Raw genomic sequence first — 20,684 nt, 5'->3', positions numbered from 1 at the left:
GTCATGACGTCCTCCGTGTCCGGTACAGCACGGCCACGAACGCCGGTACGCCGATGAGCGAGGTCACCACGCCGACCGGGACCTCCTGGGGATCCAGTGCCGTGCGGGCCAGCGTGTCCACCCAGACCAGGAACACCGCGCCGGCGAGCGCGGTGACCGGGAGCAGTCGGGCGTGGCCGGAGCCGACGACCGCGCGGGCCGCGTGCGGCAGGACGAGGCCGACGAAGCCGATGGCACCCGCCGAGCTGACCAGGGCGGCGGTCAGGAGCGCGGTCGTGCAGAGCAGGACGAGCCGGGTGCGGGCCACCCGGACGCCCAGCGCCGCCGCGGCCTCCGGGCCGAACGCGAAGGCGTCGAGCGTGCGGGCGTGGCCCAGGCAGACGACCAGTGTCACCGCGAGCACCGCGCCGCACAGCCAGACGTCCGTCCAGCCGGTCCCGCTGAGGGAGCCGAGGAGCCAGAAGAGGATGCCGCGGGTGGTCTCCGCGTCGCCCGTCGTGAGGACGACGAACGACGTCAGCGCGGAGAACAGCTGCATGGCCGCCACGCCCGACAGCACGACCCGGTCCGTCGTGTCTCCGAGGGTGTGACTCAGGAGCAGGACCAGCGCGAAGGAGCAGAGCGCGCCCACGAAGGCGCCCGCCGAGACCGACACCACTCCCCCGCCGACGCCGAGCACGACGACCGCGACCGCTCCGGTGGACGCCCCGGACGACACCCCGAGCACGAACGGGTCGGCGAGGGGGTTGCGGAGCAGCGACTGCATGACCGCCCCGCAGACCGCGAGGCCCGCGCCGCAGACCGCGGCGAGCAGGGTGCGCGGCATCCGCAGGTTCCAGACGATGCCGTCCCTGATCGGGGTGAGCGGACTCTCGCCCCACCCGAGGTGCGCGACGACGGCCGCCCACACGTCCGGCACGGAGATGTCCGCGGGCCCGATGGTGACGGCCACGGAAACGGACAGCACGAGCGCGGCGACCCCGCCCACCCAGAGAAGCCCGATCCGCAGACCGTGCCGCACGGAGGGGGCGACGGGGTCGGGGGCATCCACGGGGAGAACAGGTGCGGGGACCGTGTCCCTGCCCGGTGCTGCCTCCCTCACTTGACGAGTCCGAATTTCCGCAGGCCCGCTGCGACCTGTTCGATGCCGTCGACCGTGCGGATCGTCGGGTTCATGGCCTGGCCGCTGAGGAGGACGTACCGCTTCTTCTTCACGGCGGTCAGGTTCTTCGTCGCCGGGTTGGACTCCAGGAACTTGATCTTCGCCGCCGCGCTCTCCGCCGACTGCGACTTGCGCGTGAGGTCGCCGATGACGAGGACGTCGGGGTCGCGGTCGGCGACGGTTTCCCAGTTGATCTGGGGCCACTCTTCGCGGGTGTCGTCGAAGACGTTCTTCGCACCGAGTTCGCGGGTGATGATGCCGGGCGCACCGCAGCAGCCCGCCATGTACGGGGCGTCGGAGTTGGCGAACCAGTACAGGAGCGTCACGTCGGAGGCGGCCGCCTCGTCGATGTCCTCCGTGGCCTTGGCGACCCTGCCCTTCAGGTCCGAGACCAGCTTCTCGCCGCGCTTCTCGACGTCGAAGACCTTCGCCAGGTCACGCACCTCTTTGTAGACGGTGTCCATGGTGAGGGTCTTGACGCGTTTGCCGTCGCCGCCGCTGTCGTTGTCCTTGCCCGCGCAGTCGGTGGGCGAGACGTAGACGGGGACGCCGAGTTCGGTGAACTTCGTGCGGTCGGCGACGCCGCCCTTGCCGACCGTGTAGAGGAAGGAGGCGCTGACGAAGTCGGGCTCCTTGGAGAGGACCTTCTCCAGCGCCGGGTAGCGGTCGGCGAGCCGCTCCACCTTCGCGTTGTCCTTCTCCAGGTTCTTCAGGACCGGGTCGGTCCAGGTGCCGGTGCCGACCATGCGGTCGGCGAGGCCGAGGGAGAGGAGGATCTCCGTGGAACCCTGGTCGAGGGAGACGGCCCGCCGGGGCGGCGCGTCGACCTTCGCCTCCTTGCCGCAGGAGGCGACCGTCACCGGATAGCCGTCGGCGCTCTCGCCCGCCGATTTCTCCGCGGAGCCGCCGCCGCACGCGGTGAGCGTGAGCGTGCCGGCACAGAGCAGGGCGGACAGAGCGGATATACGGGCTGTACGGCATATACGGGCTGTCGAGGACACGTGATCCCTTGGGTCTCGCGGCTCATACGCGGAGCCTGGCCTGCGTCACGACCTCCGTCGCCCGGTGTGCGAGCGGAGGCGCCAGCAGGTCTTCGGACTCGGGATCGACCGGGCGGGGCGCCTTCCCGGGCGTCCTGGAACGCCCAGTGGCCGTGGCCCCGCCCGTCCCCCTCACCGCTGCGCGTCAGTTCCGGATTCGCACCGGATTCCCTGGCCCAAGTGTGGGTTTGACTGGCTTGCGCAAGTTATCACGCGCCTTCGCGGGGGCGGTCCGCGCCGTGGGCCGGTGCGGGCCTCGGCTCACCGCGGTAGGTGCCGAAGGACCAGCGGTTCCCCTCGGGGTCCGCGATGCCGAACTCGCGGCTGCCGTACGGCTTGTCCTCGATCTCGCGGGTGATCTTGACGCCGGCCTCGGTGAGGCGGGCGTACAGGGCGTCCACGTGGTCGGTGACGACGTAGGCGCCGGACGTGCCCGGTTCCCCGCAGGCCTCGGTGGCCGACTCGGGGTCGTACGAGCCGAGCATGATGCCGCCGCCCTCGGGCCAGTCGAGCTGGGCGTGGGCGACGCGGCCGCCGTCCTCGTAGACCGCGGTGCGCAGGAAGCCGACGGTGCCGACGAGGAAGTCGATCAGCGCGGGGGCGTCGTGGGCCTGCAGGGCCGGCCAGATGGCGGGGGCCGGCGGGCTGGTTTCGGATGTCGTGCCGGGTGTGGTGTCGGTGTTCATGTCTCCCACTCTTCGCCGGCCCCGTGCGCCCCGGCTTGGATATTCCGGCACTCTTCGGCCAGCCAGCGGGTGGGGCTCGCCTCCGTGTACTGCCGGAAGTCGCGGACGAGGTGGGAGTGGTCGTAGTAGCCGGTGTCGGCGGCGACCCGGGCGAGGTCCGGCGGCCCGCCCGCCGCGACGGCGCGGACCACGGCGGCCTTGGCGTGCTGGAAACGCATCAGGCGGGCGGCCTGTTTGGGGCTCAGGCCGGTCTCGGCGCGGAACAGCGCGGTCAGCCTGCGCTCGCTGAGCGCCACGTGCCGGGACAGGCCGCCGAGGGTGCCCGCGCCCCGGTGCCTGGCCAGCCACGCCCAGGCCTCGGCGACCTCTGGGCGTACGGACCCGGCGGCCCGGTCCTCGGCCGCGCGCCGCCGCAGATAGCCGGCGAGCAGGGCGAAGCGGTCCTCCCAGCGGTCCAGTTCGCACAGGCGCTCGCGGATGTCGGCGGCGCGGTCGCCGAGGACGTCGGTGCCGCCGACGACGAGCTGCCCGGCCAGTTCCGCGGCGGGCAGACCGAGGAGCGGGCGGGCCGCGAGGGGGTGCACGGCGAGCTGGATGCCCGCCTCGTGCTCGGGCTGCACGACGTACGCGGGGCTCTGGTGCAGGCCGCCCACGACGATGTCGGTGCGCGCCGCGTCCGGTCCCGTGGCCTGACCGGGGGTGCTACCGGTGGCGATGGACCCGTCCAGCGAGAAGATCAGGGTCAGATACGGGGACGGGAGGCCCCGGTGCAGGGCGGGCCGCTGCCCCGCGGTGCGGTAGCCGGTCGCGGAGACGACCATGCCGCCGAGCCGTGGAACGGTCCGGACGAACTCACGGGAACCCACGCGTTCCAGTATGCGGGGCATGGCCAGGTCGCGTCGCGGAGTCCCCTACCGCTACCCCCGTCGCCCGCCCCCATACCCTCCGCCCCCGGTGACTTCGATCATGGGAAATGGGCGCCCCTGCCCATAGCATGGCGCGCCGCTCCGGACGGGGCCGCGCATCGCTTTCAGGGAACGGCAGGGACGTAGAGACATGGCAGTACGGGCAAAGGGCAAGCTGGCCGTCATCGGTGCAACGGGGGCGGTGGCCGCCGCCGTCCTCGCGGGCAGCGCGCTGTGGCCGACGAGCGAGGCGACCGCCGCCGACTCCTCCGGGGCCACCGCCCGTGAGCTTTCGCACTGGCCGAAGCCCGTCGCGAAGAAGCTCGGCAAGGTCATCGCGGAGAACGGCCACAAGGGCGCGTACGCCGTCTTCGACGCGGACAACACGACGTACCGCAACGACCTCGAAGAGTCGCTGCTGCCGTTCCTGGAGATGAAGGGCGTCCTGAGCCGCAAGACCATGGACCCGTCCTTGAAGGTCATCCCGTTCAAGGACAAGGCCGGGCACAAGGAGAGCCTCTACAGCTACTACAACCGGCTCTGCGAGGTGGACGACCAGATCTGCTACCCCTGGGCCGCGCAGATCTTCTCCGGCTTCACGCTGAAGGAGCTCAAGGGGTACGTCGACGAGCTCCTCGCGTACAAGAAGCCGATCCCCGCCGAGTACTACGAGGACGGCAAGCCGACGAAGACCGAGGTGAAGGCGCCGGAGTTCTCGCCCGGCATGCGGCAGCTGTACAAGACGCTGCGGGCGCACGGCATCGAGGTGTACGTGGTCAGCGCGGCCAGCGAGGACCTGGTGCGCATGGTGCTCGCCGACCCGAAGTACGGCTACGGCGTGAAGCCGCAGAACGTCATCGGGGTGTCCATGCAGCTCAAGGACCGCAGGACCGGCGAGGTGACCACCTCGCGCAAGGAGATCGCCGAGGGCCGCTTCGGCGAGAAGGACCGCGAGAAGCTCGCGCAGCGCGAGCTGACGCCGAACCTGTGGGCGCCGCTGACCTGGTACGAGGGCAAGCCCGCGGCGATCAACACGTACATCGACGAGTGGAAGAAGCCGATCCTCGTGGCCGGTGACACGCCGGTCAGCGACGGGCCGATGCTGTTCCACTCCGCCGACGTGGAGCACGGTGGTGTGCGCGTCTGGGTCAACCGCAAGGACTCGTACATGAAGCAGCTCGACGGGATGAAGAAGAAGAACGCCGAGCGGCAGCGCGAGCTGGGCCAGAAGGTGACCGCCGACAAGCGGTGGCTGACGGTCACGCCGGATCAGATCGGCTGACGGCGCAGGATGGGGGCATGACTCAGGAATTCCTCGCCACGGAGACCGAACCTGCCCTGTCCGCCTTCTCCTTCGCCTGTGACGGCGAGACGTTGAGCTGCGCCGAGGCGCTGCCCGATGTCGAGGTCGCACGTTCCCCCGCCACCACCGTCGTGCTGCTGCACGGTGCGGGTGGCGGCAACAAGGCGCGGCTGGCCGCTCTGCAGGCCGAGTTCGCGGCGCGCGGCTGCCGGGCGCTCGCGCTGGACTTCTCCGGACACGGCGAAAGCACCGGCGCGCTGCGGGAGTTGAGTCTGCGGCGGCGGTGCGCGCAGGCGGCCGCGGTGGTCGAGGGGCGGGTGCCCGCCTCCGACAGCCTGGTGTTCGTCGGGTTCAGCATGAGCGGGCAGACGGTGGCGGACCTGGTGGCCCGCTTCGGCGCGCGGGTCACGGGCGTCGGCCTGTGCGCGCCCGCCGTGTACGCGGCGGAGGCCTGGCCGCTGCCCTTCGGCGACGGCGACGGCCGCTTCAGCGAGATCATCCGTACGCCGGGCCGGTGGCGCGAGTCCGCGGCGCTCGACGTCTACCGGGGCTTCGGCGGGCGCGCGGTGCTCGTCGTGCCCGGCACCGACGCCGTGATCCCGCCCGAGGTCACGTCGGCCGTCGGCGAGGCGCTCGCCGCCCGGGCCCGGTTCGAGCGGCTCGACCTGCCGGACGCCGACCACGCGTTGGGCGCCTGGCTGCGGGACCACACGGAGGACCGGCGGCGGCTGGTGGACGCGCTGCTCGGCTGATCCGGGCCGGGTCACCGGCCACTCCGCTGGCCATCAGCCGTCGCCCGCCCGTCCGGACTACGCCCCGGGCGTCGCCGCCCACGCCGCCACCCACTTGGCGAGCGTGCCGCCCGCGCGGGTCCACGCGAAGTGGTCGAGCCGGTCGCCCGCCTCCTGCGCCGCGTAGTGGCGGCGGGTGAGGCGGGCCCGCGGGACCTTGCCGAGCAGGTGGTCGAGGGCGGCGGCCGGGGCGAACGTGTCGTCGTCGACGGAGACCGCGAGGACGGGCAGTTCCAAGGTGGCGAGCGCCGCTTCGTAGTCGAGCGCGGAGCCCGTGCCGCTGTAGCGGCCCGTGCGCACCTGCCGGGCCCAGTCGCGCATGACGCCCTTGGGCTGGTCGCCGCCGAAGCCGAGCCGGGCGCCCGGCCAGCGGCCGAGCACGGCCGCCGTCGCCGTGATGAGCGTCTGCGCAAGGAGCAGGCCGGGTCCGCGCCACGGGCCGTACGCGCGCCACCACACCGATCCCGTGGCGACGACCGCCACCCCGTCGACTCCGGAGCCGACCCGGCCGGCGGCCAGCGATGCGTATACGAGAGCGAGTTGGCCGCCGAGGCTGTGGCCGAGGACGTACAGGGGCGGTTCGGGGCCGAGCTCGGCGCGGATCGCCGCGACGACCGCGGGGATGTCCTCCTCGACGATCGCGCGGTAGCCGTGTCCCGGCGCGCCGGGACCGGTGGCGCGCGGGGTCGCCTCACCCTGGCCGCGAAGGTCGACGGTGAGCGCAGTCAGCCCTTCGTCGTGCAGCTGGCGCGCGAAGCGGCGGTAGAAGCGGGCGGGGGTGCCCATCGCGGGCAGGATGAGCACCGCGGGGGCCGGGGGCGGCCAGGGTGCCGGGCCCGAGCCGGACGGAAGGAAGCGTTCCGGTGCGGGGGCGCGGAGTGCGCGCACGGGCAGGCGGGTGCCGTCCGGGAGCTCGGCGGTCGTCAGGAGCGGCAGTTCGCCGACGGGTTCCGGCTGGGGCATGCCGACGGGTTCCGGCTGGGTCATGGGGCACAGCATGTCCCATCGCACACTTGGCCGCACAGACTTGTGCGGGGCCCGTGGAGGGCAGCTCCCTCCACGGGCCCCGCGTCCGCTCAGCGGCTGTACCGCATGAGCGCCCGCACCATGTGACAGGTGATGTCGGACGGCGGATGGATCCCGACGTCCTCCGCCATGCGCCGTATCGTGCTGTTCTTCGCCTGGTTCGGCAGGTAGACGCCCGAGTCGAGCAGGGCGATGGCCAGGCGCATGGCCTTGAGGCGGCGGTTGTGGTTGACGTACCACTCGCGGGGGCGGCCCGGGGGCAGCGCCTTCTTCTCCAGTGGTACGTACGGCAAGTCGATCAGGACGGGCTTCGGTACGGTCTTGGACACACGCTTGGACGTGAGTGCGGCAGCGGGCACGGGCATCCTCCTGTCGCGGTCGGGACCCCCCGTCGGGCGCCCTCGAACACTATGTTGATTCTACCGGGGAGCACTGACAATCGCCGCTGGCCAGAGGGGCTTTGGGGTGTTCGAATACGGGGGTGCAGCGCGGCCCGGGACGGGTGTTCCGGAGGTAGCGTGTGGGGCATGGAGATCTGGATCAACCCCGCCTGTTCGAAGTGCCGCAGCGCCCTCTCGCTGCTCGACGCGGAGGGCGCCGACTACACCGTCCGCCGCTACCTCGACGACGTACCGACCGAGGACGAGATCCGTGCCGTCCTCGACCGCCTCGGCCTCGAACCGTGGGACATCACCAGGACCCAGGAGCAGGCCGCCAAGGACCTGGACCTGAAGGACCGTGCGGCCTGGCCCCGCGACGCCTCGGGCCGCGACCGCTGGATCAAGGCCCTCGCCGACCACCCCAAGCTGATCCAGCGCCCCATCATCACCGCGGACGACGGCACGGCGGTGGTGGCCCGCACGGAGGAAGCGGTGCGGGACGCGCTGTCGCGCTGAGGCCGCGGGGGCGGGCGGTGCCGCGCGGCCGGGCGGTGTCGTGACGCCGGACACACCCGCCTCAGGTAACACGGGGTTCACATAAGAGCAACGGTCGGGAAATCGCGGGTTGCCAGGCTGCCGCCCATCACCACGGCACCGCAGCACCCGCACGTTCTGCGCCGTACCGAGCGTTATGAGGATGAGGCCCCGTGACCTTCAAGGCTGAGTACATCTGGATCGACGGCACCGCCCCGACCGCGAAGCTCCGCTCCAAGACCAAGATCCTGGCGGACGACGCGAAGGGCGCCGAGCTGCCGCTCTGGGGCTTCGACGGGTCCAGCACGAACCAGGCCGAGGGCCACGCGTCCGACCGCGTCCTCAAGCCGGTCCACACCTGCCCGGACCCGATCCGCGGCGGCGCCGACGTACTCGTCCTGTGCGAGGTCCTCAACACGGACATGACGCCGCACGAGTCCAACACCCGCGCCGAGCTGGCCGAGGTCGCGGGCCGTTTCGCCGCGCAGGAGCCGATCTTCGGCATCGAGCAGGAGTACACGTTCTTCGAGGGCGACCGCCCGCTCGGCTTCCCCGTCGGCGGCTTCCCCGCCGCGCAGGGCGGCTACTACTGTGGCGTCGGCTCGGACGAGATCTTCGGCCGTGACGTCGTCGAGGCGCACCTCGAGAACTGCCTGAAGGCCGGGCTCGGCATCTCCGGCATCAACGCCGAGGTCATGCCGGGACAGTGGGAGTTCCAGGTCGGCCCGCTGGCCCCGCTGGAGGTCTCCGACCAGCTGTGGATCGCCCGCTGGCTGCTCTACCGCACCGCCGAGGACTTCAAGGTCTCCGCGACCCTCGACCCGAAGCCGGTCAAGGGCGACTGGAACGGCGCCGGCGCGCACACGAACTTCTCGACGAAGGCGATGCGCGAGGGTTACGCGCCCATCATCACCGCCTGCGAGGCGCTCGGTGAGGGCTCCAAGCCGCTGGACCACGTCAAGAACTACGGCGCGGGCATCGACGACCGGCTGACCGGCCTGCACGAGACCGCCCCCTGGGACGAGTACAAGTACGGCGTCTCCGACCGCGGCGCCTCGGTGCGCATCCCGTGGCAGGTCGAGGTGGAGCAGAAGGGCTACATCGAGGACCGCCGCCCGAACGCGAACGTCGACCCGTACGTCGTGACGCGTCTGCTCGTCGACACCTGCTGCACCGCGCTGGAGAAGGCCGGCCAGGTCTGATCCCACCGGTCACCGAGGGGTCGCCCACCGGTCACGGTGGGCGACCCCTTCGTCATCTGATTCAATGGAGCCATGGGCAGCCACCGGATCACCGCGACGGGTCGTCACGACCTCGAGCCCTTCTGGCCCTCCCGGCAGCATCACGACTTCGACCGGGTGTGTTGCCGCGCGATGAACGCGCGGGCCCTGTAAAGCCGTTGCCCCCGGCCTGATGCCGCCGCAACCGGCCTTCGCCTGACGCGCACGACGTACGTCTCGTTCTCGACGACTCCTTCTTCGCGCGAAAGAGCTGACTCCTCATGGCGAACTCACGTTCCTTCACTGCCTCCGCTCCCACCACCCTCACCCCTCCCCCGGGCCGCGGCCGGCTGCGAGCCGTCGCGCCCGACGAGGTGGTGCAGATCACCGACTTCCTGCCGCCGGGCGCCACTTGGCTCCCCGCGCCGCAGCACACCCTGCCGACGCTGCCGGGCCAGCCGCCGATGGTCGGCTACCTCGTCCTCGTACCGGCCGGGCAGGAACCCGTGGCCGGCGCCGCCGAGTCCGTACTGCCCGAGGCGCCCCCCGCCCCCGGCCCCATCCGGATCGACCCCGTGCAGCGCGCCGTCGAGGTCGACGGGCGCCCCCTCGACCTCACGTACCTGGAGTTCGAGCTGCTCGCGCACCTCGTCGCGCACCCCCACCGGGTGCACACCCGCGACCAGTTGGTGACGACGGTGTGGGGGTACGGCCACGTGGGCGACGGCCGCACCGTCGACGTCCATGTCGCGCGGCTGCGGCGCAAGCTGGGCGCCGAGCACCGCAGGACGATCCAGACGGTGCGCCGCGTCGGCTACAAGTACGCGCCGCCGACCCCCCGCTGAGCTGCGGTTCCCCTCTCTGCCCCGAGCAGAATCCGGTTCACAGGGCCCGGGTCGCCGGGGCAGAGTCACCACCATGAGACTTCTGATGCTGGGTGGTACCGAATTCGTGGGGCGCGCGGTCACCGAGGCGGCCCTCGCCCGTGGCTGGGAGGTGACCGTCTTCCACCGCGGTCACCACGCGGCGCCCGAGGGGGCCAGGGCCGTGCACGGCGACCGCACCGTCGAGGACGGCCTGGCCGCCCTCGCCGACGGCGAGTGGGACGTGGTGGTCGACACCTGGTCGGCGGCGCCCCGGGTGGTGCGGGAGTCGGCCCGGCTGCTCGCGTCCCGCGCGGGCCGGTATGTGTACGTGTCCAGCGGCTCCGTGTACCGCTACCCGGGCGAGGCCGGCTCCGACGAGAGCTTCCCCGTGGTGGACGGCGACCCGGACGCGGAGGCGTCGGCGTACGCGGAGGACAAGCGGGGCGGCGAGCTCGCGGCGATCGCCGAGTTCGGGGCGGAGCGGACGGTGCTCGCGCGGGCCGGGCTGATCCTCGGCCCGTACGAGAACATCGGGCGGCTGCCGTGGTGGCTGAACCGGGTGGCGCGCGGCGGGCCCGTGCTTGCTCCCGGGCCGCGGGACCTCGACATCCAGTACGTCGATGTGCGGGACCTCGCCGAGTTCGTCCTGGACGCGGCCGCCGCCGGGCTGCACGGGGCGTACAACCTGGTCAGTCCGATGGGGCGGATCACGATGGGCGAACTCCTCGACGCCTGCGTGGAGGTGGCGGGTCCGGCGGCGGAGCTCCGCTGGACGAAGCCGCAGGCGGTGCTCGACGCGGGCATCGAGCCGTGGATGGAGCTGCCGGTGTGGCTGGCTCCGGGCGAGCTGCACGACACGATGCACCGGACGTCGTCGGAGAAGGCGGTCGCGGCGGGTCTCAAGACCCGGCCCGCCGCCGAGACGGTGCGCGACACGTGGGAGTGGCTGCGGTCCATCGGCGGGACGGCGCCGCAGCGGCCCGACCGGCCGGTCGTCGGGCTCGCCCCCGAGAAGGAGGCCAAGGCGCTGGGCCTGTGACGTGACACGGCGTGACCCCGGCGCGGTGTCGGCGCCGGGGTCACGTCAGGTGTGCGGATGTCTCGTCAACGGCCGCTGGCCACCGGGGTGTTGTAGGTGCCGGGCCGCGGCGGGGTGGCCGGCACCTCCTCCGCGTGGGAGACCCGCGGGAGCCACCGCAGATACCGGGGCGTGTGCCAGTTGCGCTCGCCCAGCAGGGCCATGAGGGACGGCAGCAGGATCATGCGGACGACCGTCGCGTCCAGGAGGACCGCCACTCCGAGGCCCACCCCCATCTGCTGCATGTCCTGCATGGACAGCGTGCCGAACACCGCGAAGACCGCCACCATGATCACGGCCGCGCCGGTGACCGCGCCCGCCGTGCGCGTGATGCCCTCGCGGATCGCCGAGCGGTTGTCCATGCCGCGGTCGCGGGCCTCGCTGATCCGGGAGACCACGAACACGTGGTAGTCCATGGAGAGGCCGAACAGGACGACGAGGACGAACAGCGGCATCCAGTTCTCGATCGCGCCGACCTGCTCCGAGCCGATCAGCTCCGCGCCCCAGCCGTGCTGGAAGACGGCGGTCATGACGCCGTAGGCGGCGCCCACCGACAGCAGGTTCAGCGCGATCGACGTCACCGCGATCACCACCGAGCGGAAGCTGAAGAGCATCAGGAGGAAGGTCACCGCGGCGATGAACGCGAAGACCGGGACGATGCCCTTGCTGAGCTGGTCGCTGAAGTCCTCGGACGACGCCAGGTCGCCACCCACGTGAGCCGTCGCGTCCACTCCCTCGAAGGCCGCGGGCACCGTGTCGTCGCGCAGTTCGTGCAGGGCCTTCTTCGCCTCGGCGTCGGTGCCGTCACCAGGCAGCGGGACCTCGATCTCGGCGACGTTCTTCGCCTTGTGGACGGTGAGCGCGGCGCCGTCACCGGCCTTCTCGGTCAGCGAGTCGAGCGCGGCCCGCACCGGCTGCGCGCCGATGTCGTCGGCCTCGACGACCACCCGCGCCGGAGCGGGGCCGCCGGGGAACTCCTCGGTGATCCGCTGGTAGGAGACGGACAGCGGGGCGTCGGAGCCGAACTGCTTCTCCAGGCCCAGCTGTTCGGTCTTCATGCCGAGCGCGGGCGCGGCGAGGGCGAGCAGGAGGACCGCGGCGCCGACGGCGAAGAACTTCGGGCGGGCGAGGACGGGCTTCAGGATCTTCGCCGCGGTGCCGCCACTGGCGTGCACGCCCTTCTTGGCACGGCGGTTGAGGAACGGGATGCGGCCGGCGTCGATGCGGTCGCCGAGCGCGGCGAGCAGCGCGGGCAGGACCGTGACCGAGCCGAGCATCGCCACGCACACCACGAGGATCGTGGCGACGGCGAAGCCCTTGAAGAGGAGCAGCCCGGACAGGAACATGCCCGCCATGGCGACCATGACCGTGAGGCCGGAGACCAGGACGGCGCGGCCGCTGGTGGCCGCGGCGATCCGCAGGGCCGTCTCGGCGTCCCGCCCCGCGGCCCGCTCGTCCCGCTCGCGGCGCAGGTAGAACAGGCAGTAGTCGACGCCGACCGCGAGGCCCATCAGGAACATCACGGAGTACGTCGTCTCGAACAGGTGCAGCTGATGGCTGGCCAGGGAGAGCAGTCCGAAGGCCGCCACGCACGCGGTGAGCGCGAGCCCGACCGGGAGCAGCGCCGCGACGACGGCACCGAAGGCGACCAGGAGAATGCCGAGTGCGAGCGGCACCGCGGTGAACTCGGCCTTCTTCAAGTCGTCGGCGAGCAGGTCGGACAGGTGCTTCTCGGAGCTCGCGTCCCCGAACTGGTGGACGGTGATGCCGTGCGCCGCGCCGTCCTCCTTCGCCTTCGCCACGGCGTCGAGGACCGCCTCGACGCGGTCGGCGGCCTCGTCCGACGGTCCCTTGATCTCAAACCGGAGCAGCGCGTCCCTGCCGTCCTCGGAGGGCAGCGGCGCCTTGAGGTCGCGTACGTCGCCGGTCGCGGTCAGCGCCTTCGACAGGTCGGCCGCCGCGTCCCGCCAGCCGCCTGCGGACGCGCCGTCGGAGGCGCTGACCATGACGAGCTCGCCCGCGGGCTCGTCGATGTCCGCGTCCTTGAGGATCTCGGCGGCCCGGCCCGATTCGCCGACCCCCATCTCGTCGTCGGACGCCGTGACCATGCCGGAGGCCCCGCCGATGACCGTGGCGAGAACCACGAAGACCAGCCAGCCGATGATGGCCGCCTTCCGGTGGTGTGCGCTCCACACACCGAGTCGTGCCGCGAGATTCCGCCTCATGGCGCTTCGCCCCCATCAGATCTGCGTCTGTATGCCTCGGATAAGACGTCACTCACGCTAGAAATCGGCGGCCGCACGCCCCAGCCGCCGAAGCCCCCACTCGCCGAAGCACAGGGCGAGGCCGGGGGTGTCGTCAGGTACACCCCCGCCCCGGGTGGCGGACCCAATGACCCGCACCGCCGGCACCGGCGAAGATATGACCGTGCCGGACGCGGGGAACGCGGCCGGACCCACGGGGACGACGAGAGGGACTGATGACCATGACGAGGCTCAAGGACGCACTGGTCGCGGGGGCGCGGGGCCTCTATCTGACGATCTTCGCGTTGGTGGGCTCGATCGTCCTCTTCGTCTTCTCGGTCCTCTCGATCGCGTTCGTCCTGCTGGGTGTCGGCATCCTCACCACCCCGCTGGTCCTCAAGGGCGTGCGCGCGTACGCGGACTCCTACCGCCGCCTGGCCGCCGAGTGGTCCGGCGTGACGGTCCCGGCCGCCTACCGCCCCTTCCCCGCCGACCTGCGCCCCGGCCTCACCGGGCAGGTGGAGCGCTGCACACTGATGCTGAAGGACCCTGCGACCTGGCGCGACCTGCAGTGGCTCCTGGTGAACATGACCGCGGCCCCGGTCGTCGTGATCCTCGCCCCCGCGCTGCTGCTCTACATGGTGTACGGCTGGGTCCTCGCCCTCGGCGTCTGGGAGCCCATCTACGACGCGGGCGGCGGCGAGTGGTTCGCCTTCATCCACGTCACCTCGCAGTCCACCGCCAACCAGGCGGCGCTGCTCGGCATGGGTTTCTTCGTCCTCGGTGTCTTCGTCAACCCGTCCCTGGTGCGCGCCCACTTCCTGCTGGCCCGTACGTTCCTTGCCCCCACCACGAGCATGCGGGAGCGCGAACTGGCGCGGCGCGTGGACCGGCTGACCGAGACCCGGCACGACGCCGTCGACAACTCCGCCGCCGAGCTGCGCCGCATCGAGCGCGACCTGCACGACGGCGCGCAGGCCCGCCTGGTCGCCATGGGCATGGACCTCGGCACCATCGAGGCGATGATCGAGTCCAACCCCGCCAAGGCCAAGGAGCTGCTCGCCAAGGCCCGGCAGAACTCCGGCGAGGCGCTGACCGAGCTGCGCGACCTGGTGCGCGGCATCCACCCGCCGGTCCTCGCCGAGCGCGGCCTCGGCGACGCGGTGAAGGCCCTCGCGCTGCGCCTCCCCATCGCCACCGAGGTCGACGTGGAGCTGGCGGGGCGGGTCGAGGCGCCGGTGGAGTCCGCCGCGTACTTCGCGGTGAGCGAGTCCCTGACCAACGCGATCAAGCACTCGGGGGGCGACCGCATCTGGGTGGACATGCACCACGCGGACGGCATGCTGCGCATCGCCGTCACGGACAACGGCAAGGGCGGCGCCTCGATCGGCGCCGGGTCCGGGCTGAGCGGTGTCGAACGCCGACTCGGTACATTCGACGGCGTACTGGCCGTCAGCAGCCCCGCGGGCGGCCCGACCATGGTGACCATGGAGATCCCTTGCGAGTTGTCCTAGCCGAAGACCTCTTCCTGCTCCGCGACGGCCTGGTGCGGATGCTGGAGGCGTTCGACTTCGAGATCGCGGCGGCCGTGGAGAGCGGGCCCGAACTGACCAAGGCGCTCGCGGAGTTGCAGCCGGACGTCGCCGTCGTGGACGTCAGGCTGCCGCCGTCCCACACGGACGAGGGCCTGCAGTGCGCGCTCGCCGCCCGCCGGGCCAGGCCGGGGCTGCCCGTCCTCGTCCTCTCCCAGCACGTCGAGCAGTTGTACGCGCGTGAGCTCCTCGCCGACGGGAACGGCGGCGTCGGTTATCTCCTCAAGGACCGGGTGTTCGACGCCGCGCAGTTCATCGACGCCGTGCGCAGGGTCGCGGCCGGCGGCACCGCGATGGACCCGCAGGTGATCCAGCAGCTCCTGTCGCGGCACTCCGCCGAGGAGCCGCTCGGCGCGCTCACCCCGCGCGAGCGCGAAGTGCTCGAACTCATGGCGCAGGGCAGGTCGAACGCGGCCATCGCGGCGCAGCTCGTCGTCACCGAGCGGGCCATCGCGAAACACACGTCCAACATCTTCGGGAAACTGGACCTGGCGGTCTCCGACGACGACAACCGGCGGGTCCTCGCCGTCCTCGCCTATCTGGACCAGGGGCGCTGAACACGCCGGGCCGCTGATGCGTATGTAGTCCCATGGGACGTACCTCACGAAAACGATCAAGGCTGACGCGGCGCGTCGTCGCCACGTCGGCAGCGTTCATCATGGGCGGCGGCGCTCTGGTCGCCGTGAACGTCTACGCGAATGCCGGAGAGGGCGCCGACCGGCCCCCTCCGCGGGTTTCCGGGGATGCCGGACAGCAGGTGTCGACCATCAGCTGTCCGGACGTGGGCAATCAACTGCCCGAGGTGCCCGATGCCGCGCGGGGCGAAGTGGACCGGCAACTCGCCGCCCTCGACGGCCAGATCACGGAGGCGTACGGGAAATTCGCACGGACACCGGACAAGGAGTCCCTGCTCGCGCCCCTGGCGGAGAAACGCAGGGAGACTCTCGGCGGCATCACGAACGCTTTGGACCAGGCCGGCGCCCGGCCCCCCGAGGGGATCGACAGCATGGCGCCTTGCACGCTGCGCGCCGATGACCAGGGGCAGGGGCAAGATCAGGGCCAGGGGCAAGAACAAGGGCAGAGCGGTAACGGGCCCGAGGCCGGTGACTTCGTCGAGATCGAGTCCGTCCGGCCGAACGTCAAACGCCCTCGCGACGGCCGCAACGCCTCCCGCGGCACCTTCACCACGAAATGCGGGCGGAACGAGAACGGCAAATTCAACCCCGACAACGTCATCGTCGCACCCGGCGTGAGCAACGGCGCCCACCATATGCACGACTACGTGGGAAACCAGGCGACGGACGCCTTTTCCAGCGACGCCGATCTCGCCGCCGGACAGACCAGCTGCCGCAATCAGGGCGACAAGTCGACGTACTACTGGCCCGTCCTCAGGCTGCAGAACGGTGAGAACGAGGACGACGCCCAGGCCGACGGCGGCGGAAAGGACCAGAACGTCGGCGAAATCCAGACACCGTCCTCGGTGACCCTGAAGTTCGCCGGAAATCCGGTGAGCAAGGTCGTCGCCATGCCGCGCTTCCTGCGCATCATCACGGGTGACGCCAAGGCCTTCACCAATGGCGACGCCAACGCCAACGCGTCATGGAGCTGCACCGGATTCGAGAACCGGCAGCTGACGGACAAATACCCGATCTGTCCCGAGGGCAGCAAGGTCGTCAGGACCTTCAACTTCCAGAGCTGCTGGGACGGACAGAACACCGACAGCGCCAACCACCGCACCCACGTCGCCTTCGCCGACCGGCGCACCGGCGCCTGCCCGCGGGGCTTCCGCGCCATTCCCCAGCTGGTGCAGCGCGTCGTGTACGACGTGCCGCCGGGGCCCGGCTTCGCCGTCGACTCGTTCCCCGAGCAGCTGCACAAACCCGTCACCGACCACGGTGACTTCATCAACGTCTTCGACGAGCGGCTGATGCGGCGCGTCGCGCAGTGCGTCAACTCCGGGAAGCGCTGCGCCTGACGGCCCCCGAGCCGCTCGGCCGAACCGCTCAGCCCCCGCCATGACCGTGGTGGCCGCCGCCGTGCCTCCCCGCGGCGTCCACCACGGTTCCGCCGAGCCGGTCGCGCAGCGCCGAGATGTCGTCGGCGTCCCCGACCGCGACCCAGCTGCTGCCGCCGACGAGGTACGTACCGCCGTAGTCGTTCGCCTCGTCGAGCCATTCGGCCTGGCCACGGGCGTTTGTAAAGGTTACGAGGACATAGCGCCGGGCACCGTTCTCACAGGTGGCCTGGCGCAGTTCTGCCGCGTCCGTCCGGACGTCGGGCCTGCACCCCGCCTCGGCCGCCAGCTGCTCCAGGCTGCCGCTCGCCGTGCGCGGTGTGCCGTCACCCCCCGAGCCGCATCCCACCACTGCCAGCAGGGCTCCCACAGCCATGCCCGAAAGGGCGCTCCGGGCCGCCCGCACCGTCCGCGCCGTCCGCGCGCCTCGCGCTGTCCTCATCGTCCCAGCACTCCCTTTCAGCTATCTCGACCCGTCCGCTCCACGCGGACCGTTGAGCACGCGGGGCGACGCGGATACCGTGCGCGCAGCCTTCACCCCAGGGGGTACACATGTCCGAACCGTCCCGACGTACCGTGCTCGGCAGCGCGGGGGCCCTCGGCCTCGGTGCCGCGGTCGGCGGCCTGCCGGCCCTGACCGGCACCGCGGCCGCACGACCCGCCGAGGCTCCCGCCTTGGATACGGATGCCGCGCGCTCCGCGCTCAACAGACTCCTGCCGCACCACACGGAACAGTTCCGGCTCAGACTCGTCCCCGCGCACGGCCGCGAGGACCGCTTCAGGGTCACCGGCAGCACGGGCCGGATCGAGGTGTCCGGCACGACGCCCGCGGTGCTGCTCACCGGCGTCCACTGGTACCTGAAGTACGTGTGCGGGGCCCACATCACCTGGAACGGCAGCCAGTTGGACCTGCCGCGCAGACTGCCCGCGCCGGCCCGGCCGCTGGAGCGGTCCACCGAGCTCCCCCACCGGTTCGCCCTGAACGACACCAACGACGGGTACACCGCGCCGTACGCCGACTGGGCGTACTGGGAGCGCATGATCGACGTACTCGCCCTGCACGGCTGCAACGAAGTCCTGGTGATCGCGGGCGCCGAGGCCGTGTACCACCGGGTGCTGCAGGAGTTCGGCTACTCCGACGCGGAGGCCAGGGCGTGGCTCCCCGCCCCCTCGCACCAGCCGTGGTGGCTGCTGCAGAACCTGTCGGGGTACGGCGGCCCGCTGTCACAGCAACTCATCGACGACCGGGCCGGGTTGGGGCGGCGCATCGTCGGCCGGCTGCGGGAGCTCGGGATCGCGCCGGTGCTCCCCGGCTACTACGGTCACGTCCCCGACGGGTTCGTCGAGCGCAACGGCGGCGACGCGCGGGTCGTGCCGCAGGGCGTCTGGCACGGGTTCCGGAGACCCGACTGGCTCGACCCGCGCACCTCGGCCTTCGCGCGGGTCGCCGCATCCTTCTACCGGCACCAGGAGCAGCTCTTCGGCCCCGCCGACCTCTTCAAGATGGACCTCCTGCACGAGGGCGGCACCGCGGGCGACGTGCCCGTGCCCGCCGCCGCCCGGGGCGTGGAGACGGCCCTGCGGACGGCGCGGCCCGGCGCGACCTGGGTGATACTCGGCTGGGAGGCCAACCCGCTGCCCGCGCTGCTCGACGCCGTCGACAAGCAGCGGATGCTGATCGTCGACGGTGTATCGGACCGGTACGCGAGCGTCACGGACCGCGAGAAGGACTGGGGCGGCACGCCGTACGCCTTCGGGACCATCCCCAACTTCGGCGGGCGCACGACGATCGGCGCCCGCACCCACCTGTGGAACGAGAGGTTCTTCGCCTGGCGCGACAAGAAGGACAGCGCGCTGGTGGGCACGGCCTTCATGCCGGAGGCCACCGACCGGGACCCCGCCGCCTTCGAGCTCTTCTCCGAACTGGCCTGGACGAAGGACCCGCCGGACCGGGCCGCGTGGTTCTCCTCGTACGCCGACTTCCGGTACGGCGGCCGCGACCGGGACGCGCGGGCCGCGTGGCGCGCGCTGCACGACACCGCTTACCAGCACACCGCCGTCGAGCGCAGCGACCCGCACGACTCACTCTTCGCCGCGCGGCCCGACCTCGCGGCCGCACGCGCCGCGGAGTACGCGCCGCGCGCGCTCACCTACGACCCGGGGCGGTTCGACGCCGCGCTCACCGGGCTCCTCGGGGTGTCGGGCGCGCTGCGGGACAGCGCCGCCTACCGGTACGACCTCGTCGACGTCGCCCGGCAGGCCCTCGCGCACCGCAGCCGCCAGCTCCTGCCGCAGCTGCGGGCCGCGTACGAGCGGAAGGACCGGGAGACCTTCGGCGCCCTGTCGGAACTGTGGCTGCGGCTGATGCGGCTGTCCGACGACGTGACGGGCACCCACCCGGCGTTCCTGCTCGGCCCCTGGATCGCGGACGCCCGCCGCATGGGGACGAACGACGCCGAGCGCGCGGAGTTCGAGCGCACCGCGAAGGTCCTGATCACCGTGTGGGGCGACCGGGCCACCTCCGACGCCGGCCGGCTCCACGACTACGGCAACCGCGAATGGCACGGCCTCATGCGCGACTTCTACGTGCCGCGCTGGCAGAAGTGGCTCGACGAACTGGCGGACGCGCTGGCCGCCGGGCGGGCCGCGAAGCCGGTGGACTGGTTCGCATTCGAGGAACCGTGGACGCGGGAGCGGAAGGACTATCCACTTCGCCCCGTCGGTACGCCGTACCGGACGGTCTCGCGCGTACGGAACGTGCTGGCGCGGGCGCCCTACCAGGGCACCCTGGAGGTCACGGCGGACCCCCCCGCCGTCCCGCCGGGCGGCCGTTCCCTGCTGACGGCGACCTTCCGCAACGTCAACGGGCTGCGCGGCACCGGGCGCGTCGACTTCGCGTTGACCGGGATCGACGCGGAGCCCGTCGGGCCCGTGTCGCTGCCACGTGTCGCGCCTGCCGGGACCGGAAAGGTGGCGTGGCGGGCCACCACCCCGGGGACCCCGCTGGACCGCCCGCTGCGGGCGCTCCCCTACGAGATCGCCGTACGGTACGGGCCGCTGGGCGAGCGCCGGGTGCGATCCGTGTACGAGGGCACGCTGTTCGAGGCCGGTCCGGTGAGCGACGCGTGGCTGACCTACAGCAACAACGCTGCCGTGTTCGGGGAGTTGGACGGGCGGTACGCGATCGACGGGGGCGGCGCCGATCTGTGGAAGGGGACCGCTGAGTTCGGGACGCTGTACCGGGGCGGGGCGCTGCGGGACGGGGTGTCGGTGACGGTACGGGTCGACACACAGGCGGTGACGGGTCCGTGGGCCCGAGCAGGCCTCATCGCCCGCAACTCCCTGCGCACACCCCTCTCCCCCGGCTTCGTCAACCTCGCCGTCACCCCCGCCAATGGGGTCGTCCTCTCCTACGACACGAACGGCGACGGCACGCTGGACACATACCAGCGCGTCACCGGCATCAAGGCCCCGGTACTGCTCCGACTGTCCCGCGCGGGCGCGTCGTTCACGGGCGCGTTCTCGACGGACGACGGCTCGACGTGGCGCACGGTGGCAACGGTGCAAGTCCCGGGCGCGGCACCGGTTCAGGACGCGGGCCTGTTCATGAGCGCGACGAACGGGGGCGACGGGGAGCGCGGCACGGTGGAGTTCAGCGGGTGGGGGGTGGAGGGGTAGAGGTCTGCCGGGGGGGGCGGCATCCCCGCCCTACTCCCGCTGGACGGCGCGGGCAACGCCCCCCCCCCCCGCCCCTACCCCCGCTGGACGGCGCGGGGCAAACGGGTGGGCGGGTGGGAAACATCCGCCGCGAAGCGGCGGCCTTGTCGCCCCTACCCAGCGGACC

General features: G+C 71.9%; 18 protein-coding genes and 1 riboswitch. Of the genes, 10 read left to right on the top strand and 8 right to left on the bottom strand.

Annotation, left to right across the window (positions count from 1 at the left end):
* Nucleotide 1 precedes the first annotated feature (1 nt).
* The 4 genes from ACZ56E_RS18875 to ACZ56E_RS18860 all read right to left on the bottom strand — a co-directional run bounded on the left by ACZ56E_RS18875 (nucleotide 2) and on the right by ACZ56E_RS18860 (nucleotide 3,754).
* Entirely contained in the window at nucleotides 2–1,051 is a 1,050-nt protein-coding gene (locus ACZ56E_RS18875) for a FecCD family ABC transporter permease (protein ID WP_471215442.1), read from the bottom strand.
* A 47-nt stretch (nucleotides 1,052–1,098) separates the two neighbouring features.
* Complete coding sequence (locus ACZ56E_RS18870; protein WP_471215440.1) at nucleotides 1,099–2,163, bottom strand: ABC transporter substrate-binding protein; 1,065 nt, start codon at nucleotides 2,161–2,163, stop codon at nucleotides 1,099–1,101.
* 66 nt (nucleotides 2,164–2,229) lie between these two features.
* Nucleotides 2,230–2,414, bottom strand: a riboswitch (cobalamin riboswitch).
* Entirely contained in the window at nucleotides 2,412–2,888 is a 477-nt protein-coding gene (locus tag ACZ56E_RS18865) for a VOC family protein (protein WP_471215437.1), read from the bottom strand. Its footprint overlaps the riboswitch before it by 3 nt.
* On the bottom strand, nucleotides 2,885–3,754 hold the full coding sequence (locus ACZ56E_RS18860) for an AraC family transcriptional regulator (RefSeq protein ID WP_471215434.1): 870 nt from the start codon (nucleotides 3,752–3,754) through the stop codon (nucleotides 2,885–2,887). The genes ACZ56E_RS18865 and ACZ56E_RS18860 overlap by 4 nt, the downstream gene beginning before the upstream one ends.
* A gap of 190 nt (nucleotides 3,755–3,944) precedes the next feature.
* Here ACZ56E_RS18860 and ACZ56E_RS18855 point away from each other — a divergent pair, with 190 nt between their 5' ends.
* Nucleotides 3,945–5,075, top strand: a complete 1,131-nt coding sequence (locus tag ACZ56E_RS18855; RefSeq protein ID WP_471215429.1) for a haloacid dehalogenase-like hydrolase — start codon at nucleotides 3,945–3,947, stop codon at nucleotides 5,073–5,075.
* A 17-nt stretch (nucleotides 5,076–5,092) separates the two neighbouring features.
* The gene (locus ACZ56E_RS18850; protein ID WP_471215425.1) at nucleotides 5,093–5,848 is read left to right on the top strand and encodes an alpha/beta hydrolase; all 756 of its coding nucleotides are present in this window, start codon (nucleotides 5,093–5,095) and stop codon (nucleotides 5,846–5,848) included.
* 57 nt (nucleotides 5,849–5,905) lie between these two features.
* Here ACZ56E_RS18850 and ACZ56E_RS18845 read toward each other — a convergent pair whose 3' ends face one another.
* A complete protein-coding gene (locus tag ACZ56E_RS18845; RefSeq protein WP_471215423.1) occupies nucleotides 5,906–6,874 on the bottom strand; it encodes an alpha/beta hydrolase family protein in 969 nt (322 codons plus the stop codon).
* An 89-nt stretch (nucleotides 6,875–6,963) separates the two neighbouring features.
* Nucleotides 6,964–7,272, bottom strand: coding sequence for a hypothetical protein (locus ACZ56E_RS18840; RefSeq protein ID WP_468083479.1), 309 nt, complete (start codon nucleotides 7,270–7,272; stop codon nucleotides 6,964–6,966).
* A gap of 168 nt (nucleotides 7,273–7,440) precedes the next feature.
* Between ACZ56E_RS18840 and ACZ56E_RS18835 the strand changes: the two genes are divergently transcribed.
* The 4 genes from ACZ56E_RS18835 to ACZ56E_RS18820 all read left to right on the top strand — a co-directional run bounded on the left by ACZ56E_RS18835 (nucleotide 7,441) and on the right by ACZ56E_RS18820 (nucleotide 10,952).
* A complete protein-coding gene (locus ACZ56E_RS18835) occupies nucleotides 7,441–7,809 on the top strand; it encodes an arsenate reductase family protein (RefSeq protein ID WP_468600325.1) in 369 nt (122 codons plus the stop codon).
* 191 nt (nucleotides 7,810–8,000) lie between these two features.
* Nucleotides 8,001–9,029, top strand: coding sequence for a glutamine synthetase (gene glnII, locus ACZ56E_RS18830; protein ID WP_471215419.1), 1,029 nt, complete (start codon nucleotides 8,001–8,003; stop codon nucleotides 9,027–9,029).
* Between the two features lie 299 nt (nucleotides 9,030–9,328).
* Nucleotides 9,329–9,892 carry a winged helix-turn-helix domain-containing protein gene (locus ACZ56E_RS18825; RefSeq protein ID WP_471215417.1) on the top strand — a complete coding sequence of 188 codons (564 nt, stop codon included), beginning with the start codon at nucleotides 9,329–9,331 and terminating at the stop codon, nucleotides 9,890–9,892.
* A gap of 73 nt (nucleotides 9,893–9,965) precedes the next feature.
* Nucleotides 9,966–10,952: an NAD-dependent epimerase/dehydratase family protein gene (locus tag ACZ56E_RS18820; protein ID WP_471215415.1), complete on the top strand. Its 987-nt coding sequence runs from the start codon at nucleotides 9,966–9,968 to the stop codon at nucleotides 10,950–10,952.
* A gap of 65 nt (nucleotides 10,953–11,017) precedes the next feature.
* On the opposite strand, the gene ACZ56E_RS18815 is transcribed toward ACZ56E_RS18820, so the two are convergent.
* On the bottom strand, nucleotides 11,018–13,216 hold the full coding sequence (locus ACZ56E_RS18815; protein ID WP_471215413.1) for an MMPL family transporter: 2,199 nt from the start codon (nucleotides 13,214–13,216) through the stop codon (nucleotides 11,018–11,020).
* Between the two features lie 260 nt (nucleotides 13,217–13,476).
* Between ACZ56E_RS18815 and ACZ56E_RS18810 the strand changes: the two genes are divergently transcribed.
* Genes ACZ56E_RS18810 through ACZ56E_RS18800 form a run of 3 tightly spaced genes read left to right on the top strand, consistent with a single transcriptional unit; the run spans nucleotide 13,477 to nucleotide 16,801 of the window.
* The gene (locus ACZ56E_RS18810; RefSeq protein ID WP_468600333.1) at nucleotides 13,477–14,748 is read left to right on the top strand and encodes a sensor histidine kinase; all 1,272 of its coding nucleotides are present in this window, start codon (nucleotides 13,477–13,479) and stop codon (nucleotides 14,746–14,748) included.
* Nucleotides 14,733–15,383 carry a LuxR C-terminal-related transcriptional regulator gene (locus ACZ56E_RS18805; protein WP_471215411.1) on the top strand — a complete coding sequence of 217 codons (651 nt, stop codon included), beginning with the start codon at nucleotides 14,733–14,735 and terminating at the stop codon, nucleotides 15,381–15,383. Before ACZ56E_RS18810 ends, ACZ56E_RS18805 begins: the two co-directional genes overlap by 16 nt.
* A gap of 32 nt (nucleotides 15,384–15,415) precedes the next feature.
* Complete coding sequence (locus tag ACZ56E_RS18800; RefSeq protein ID WP_471215409.1) at nucleotides 15,416–16,801, top strand: DUF1996 domain-containing protein; 1,386 nt, start codon at nucleotides 15,416–15,418, stop codon at nucleotides 16,799–16,801.
* Nucleotides 16,802–16,829: 28 nt separating this feature from the next.
* Here the strand turns inward: ACZ56E_RS18800 and ACZ56E_RS18795 are convergent, their stop codons facing one another.
* The gene (locus tag ACZ56E_RS18795) at nucleotides 16,830–17,282 is read right to left on the bottom strand and encodes a hypothetical protein (RefSeq protein WP_471215407.1); all 453 of its coding nucleotides are present in this window, start codon (nucleotides 17,280–17,282) and stop codon (nucleotides 16,830–16,832) included.
* Between the two features lie 110 nt (nucleotides 17,283–17,392).
* Between ACZ56E_RS18795 and ACZ56E_RS18790 the strand changes: the two genes are divergently transcribed.
* Entirely contained in the window at nucleotides 17,393–20,518 is a 3,126-nt protein-coding gene (locus tag ACZ56E_RS18790; RefSeq protein WP_471215405.1) for an alpha-N-acetylglucosaminidase, read from the top strand.
* The last annotated feature ends 166 nt before the right edge of the window (nucleotides 20,519–20,684 follow it).

The organism is Streptomyces sp. NPDC039480, from assembly GCF_055597165.1.
This window is presented reverse-complemented; position numbering and strand designations above follow the sequence as displayed.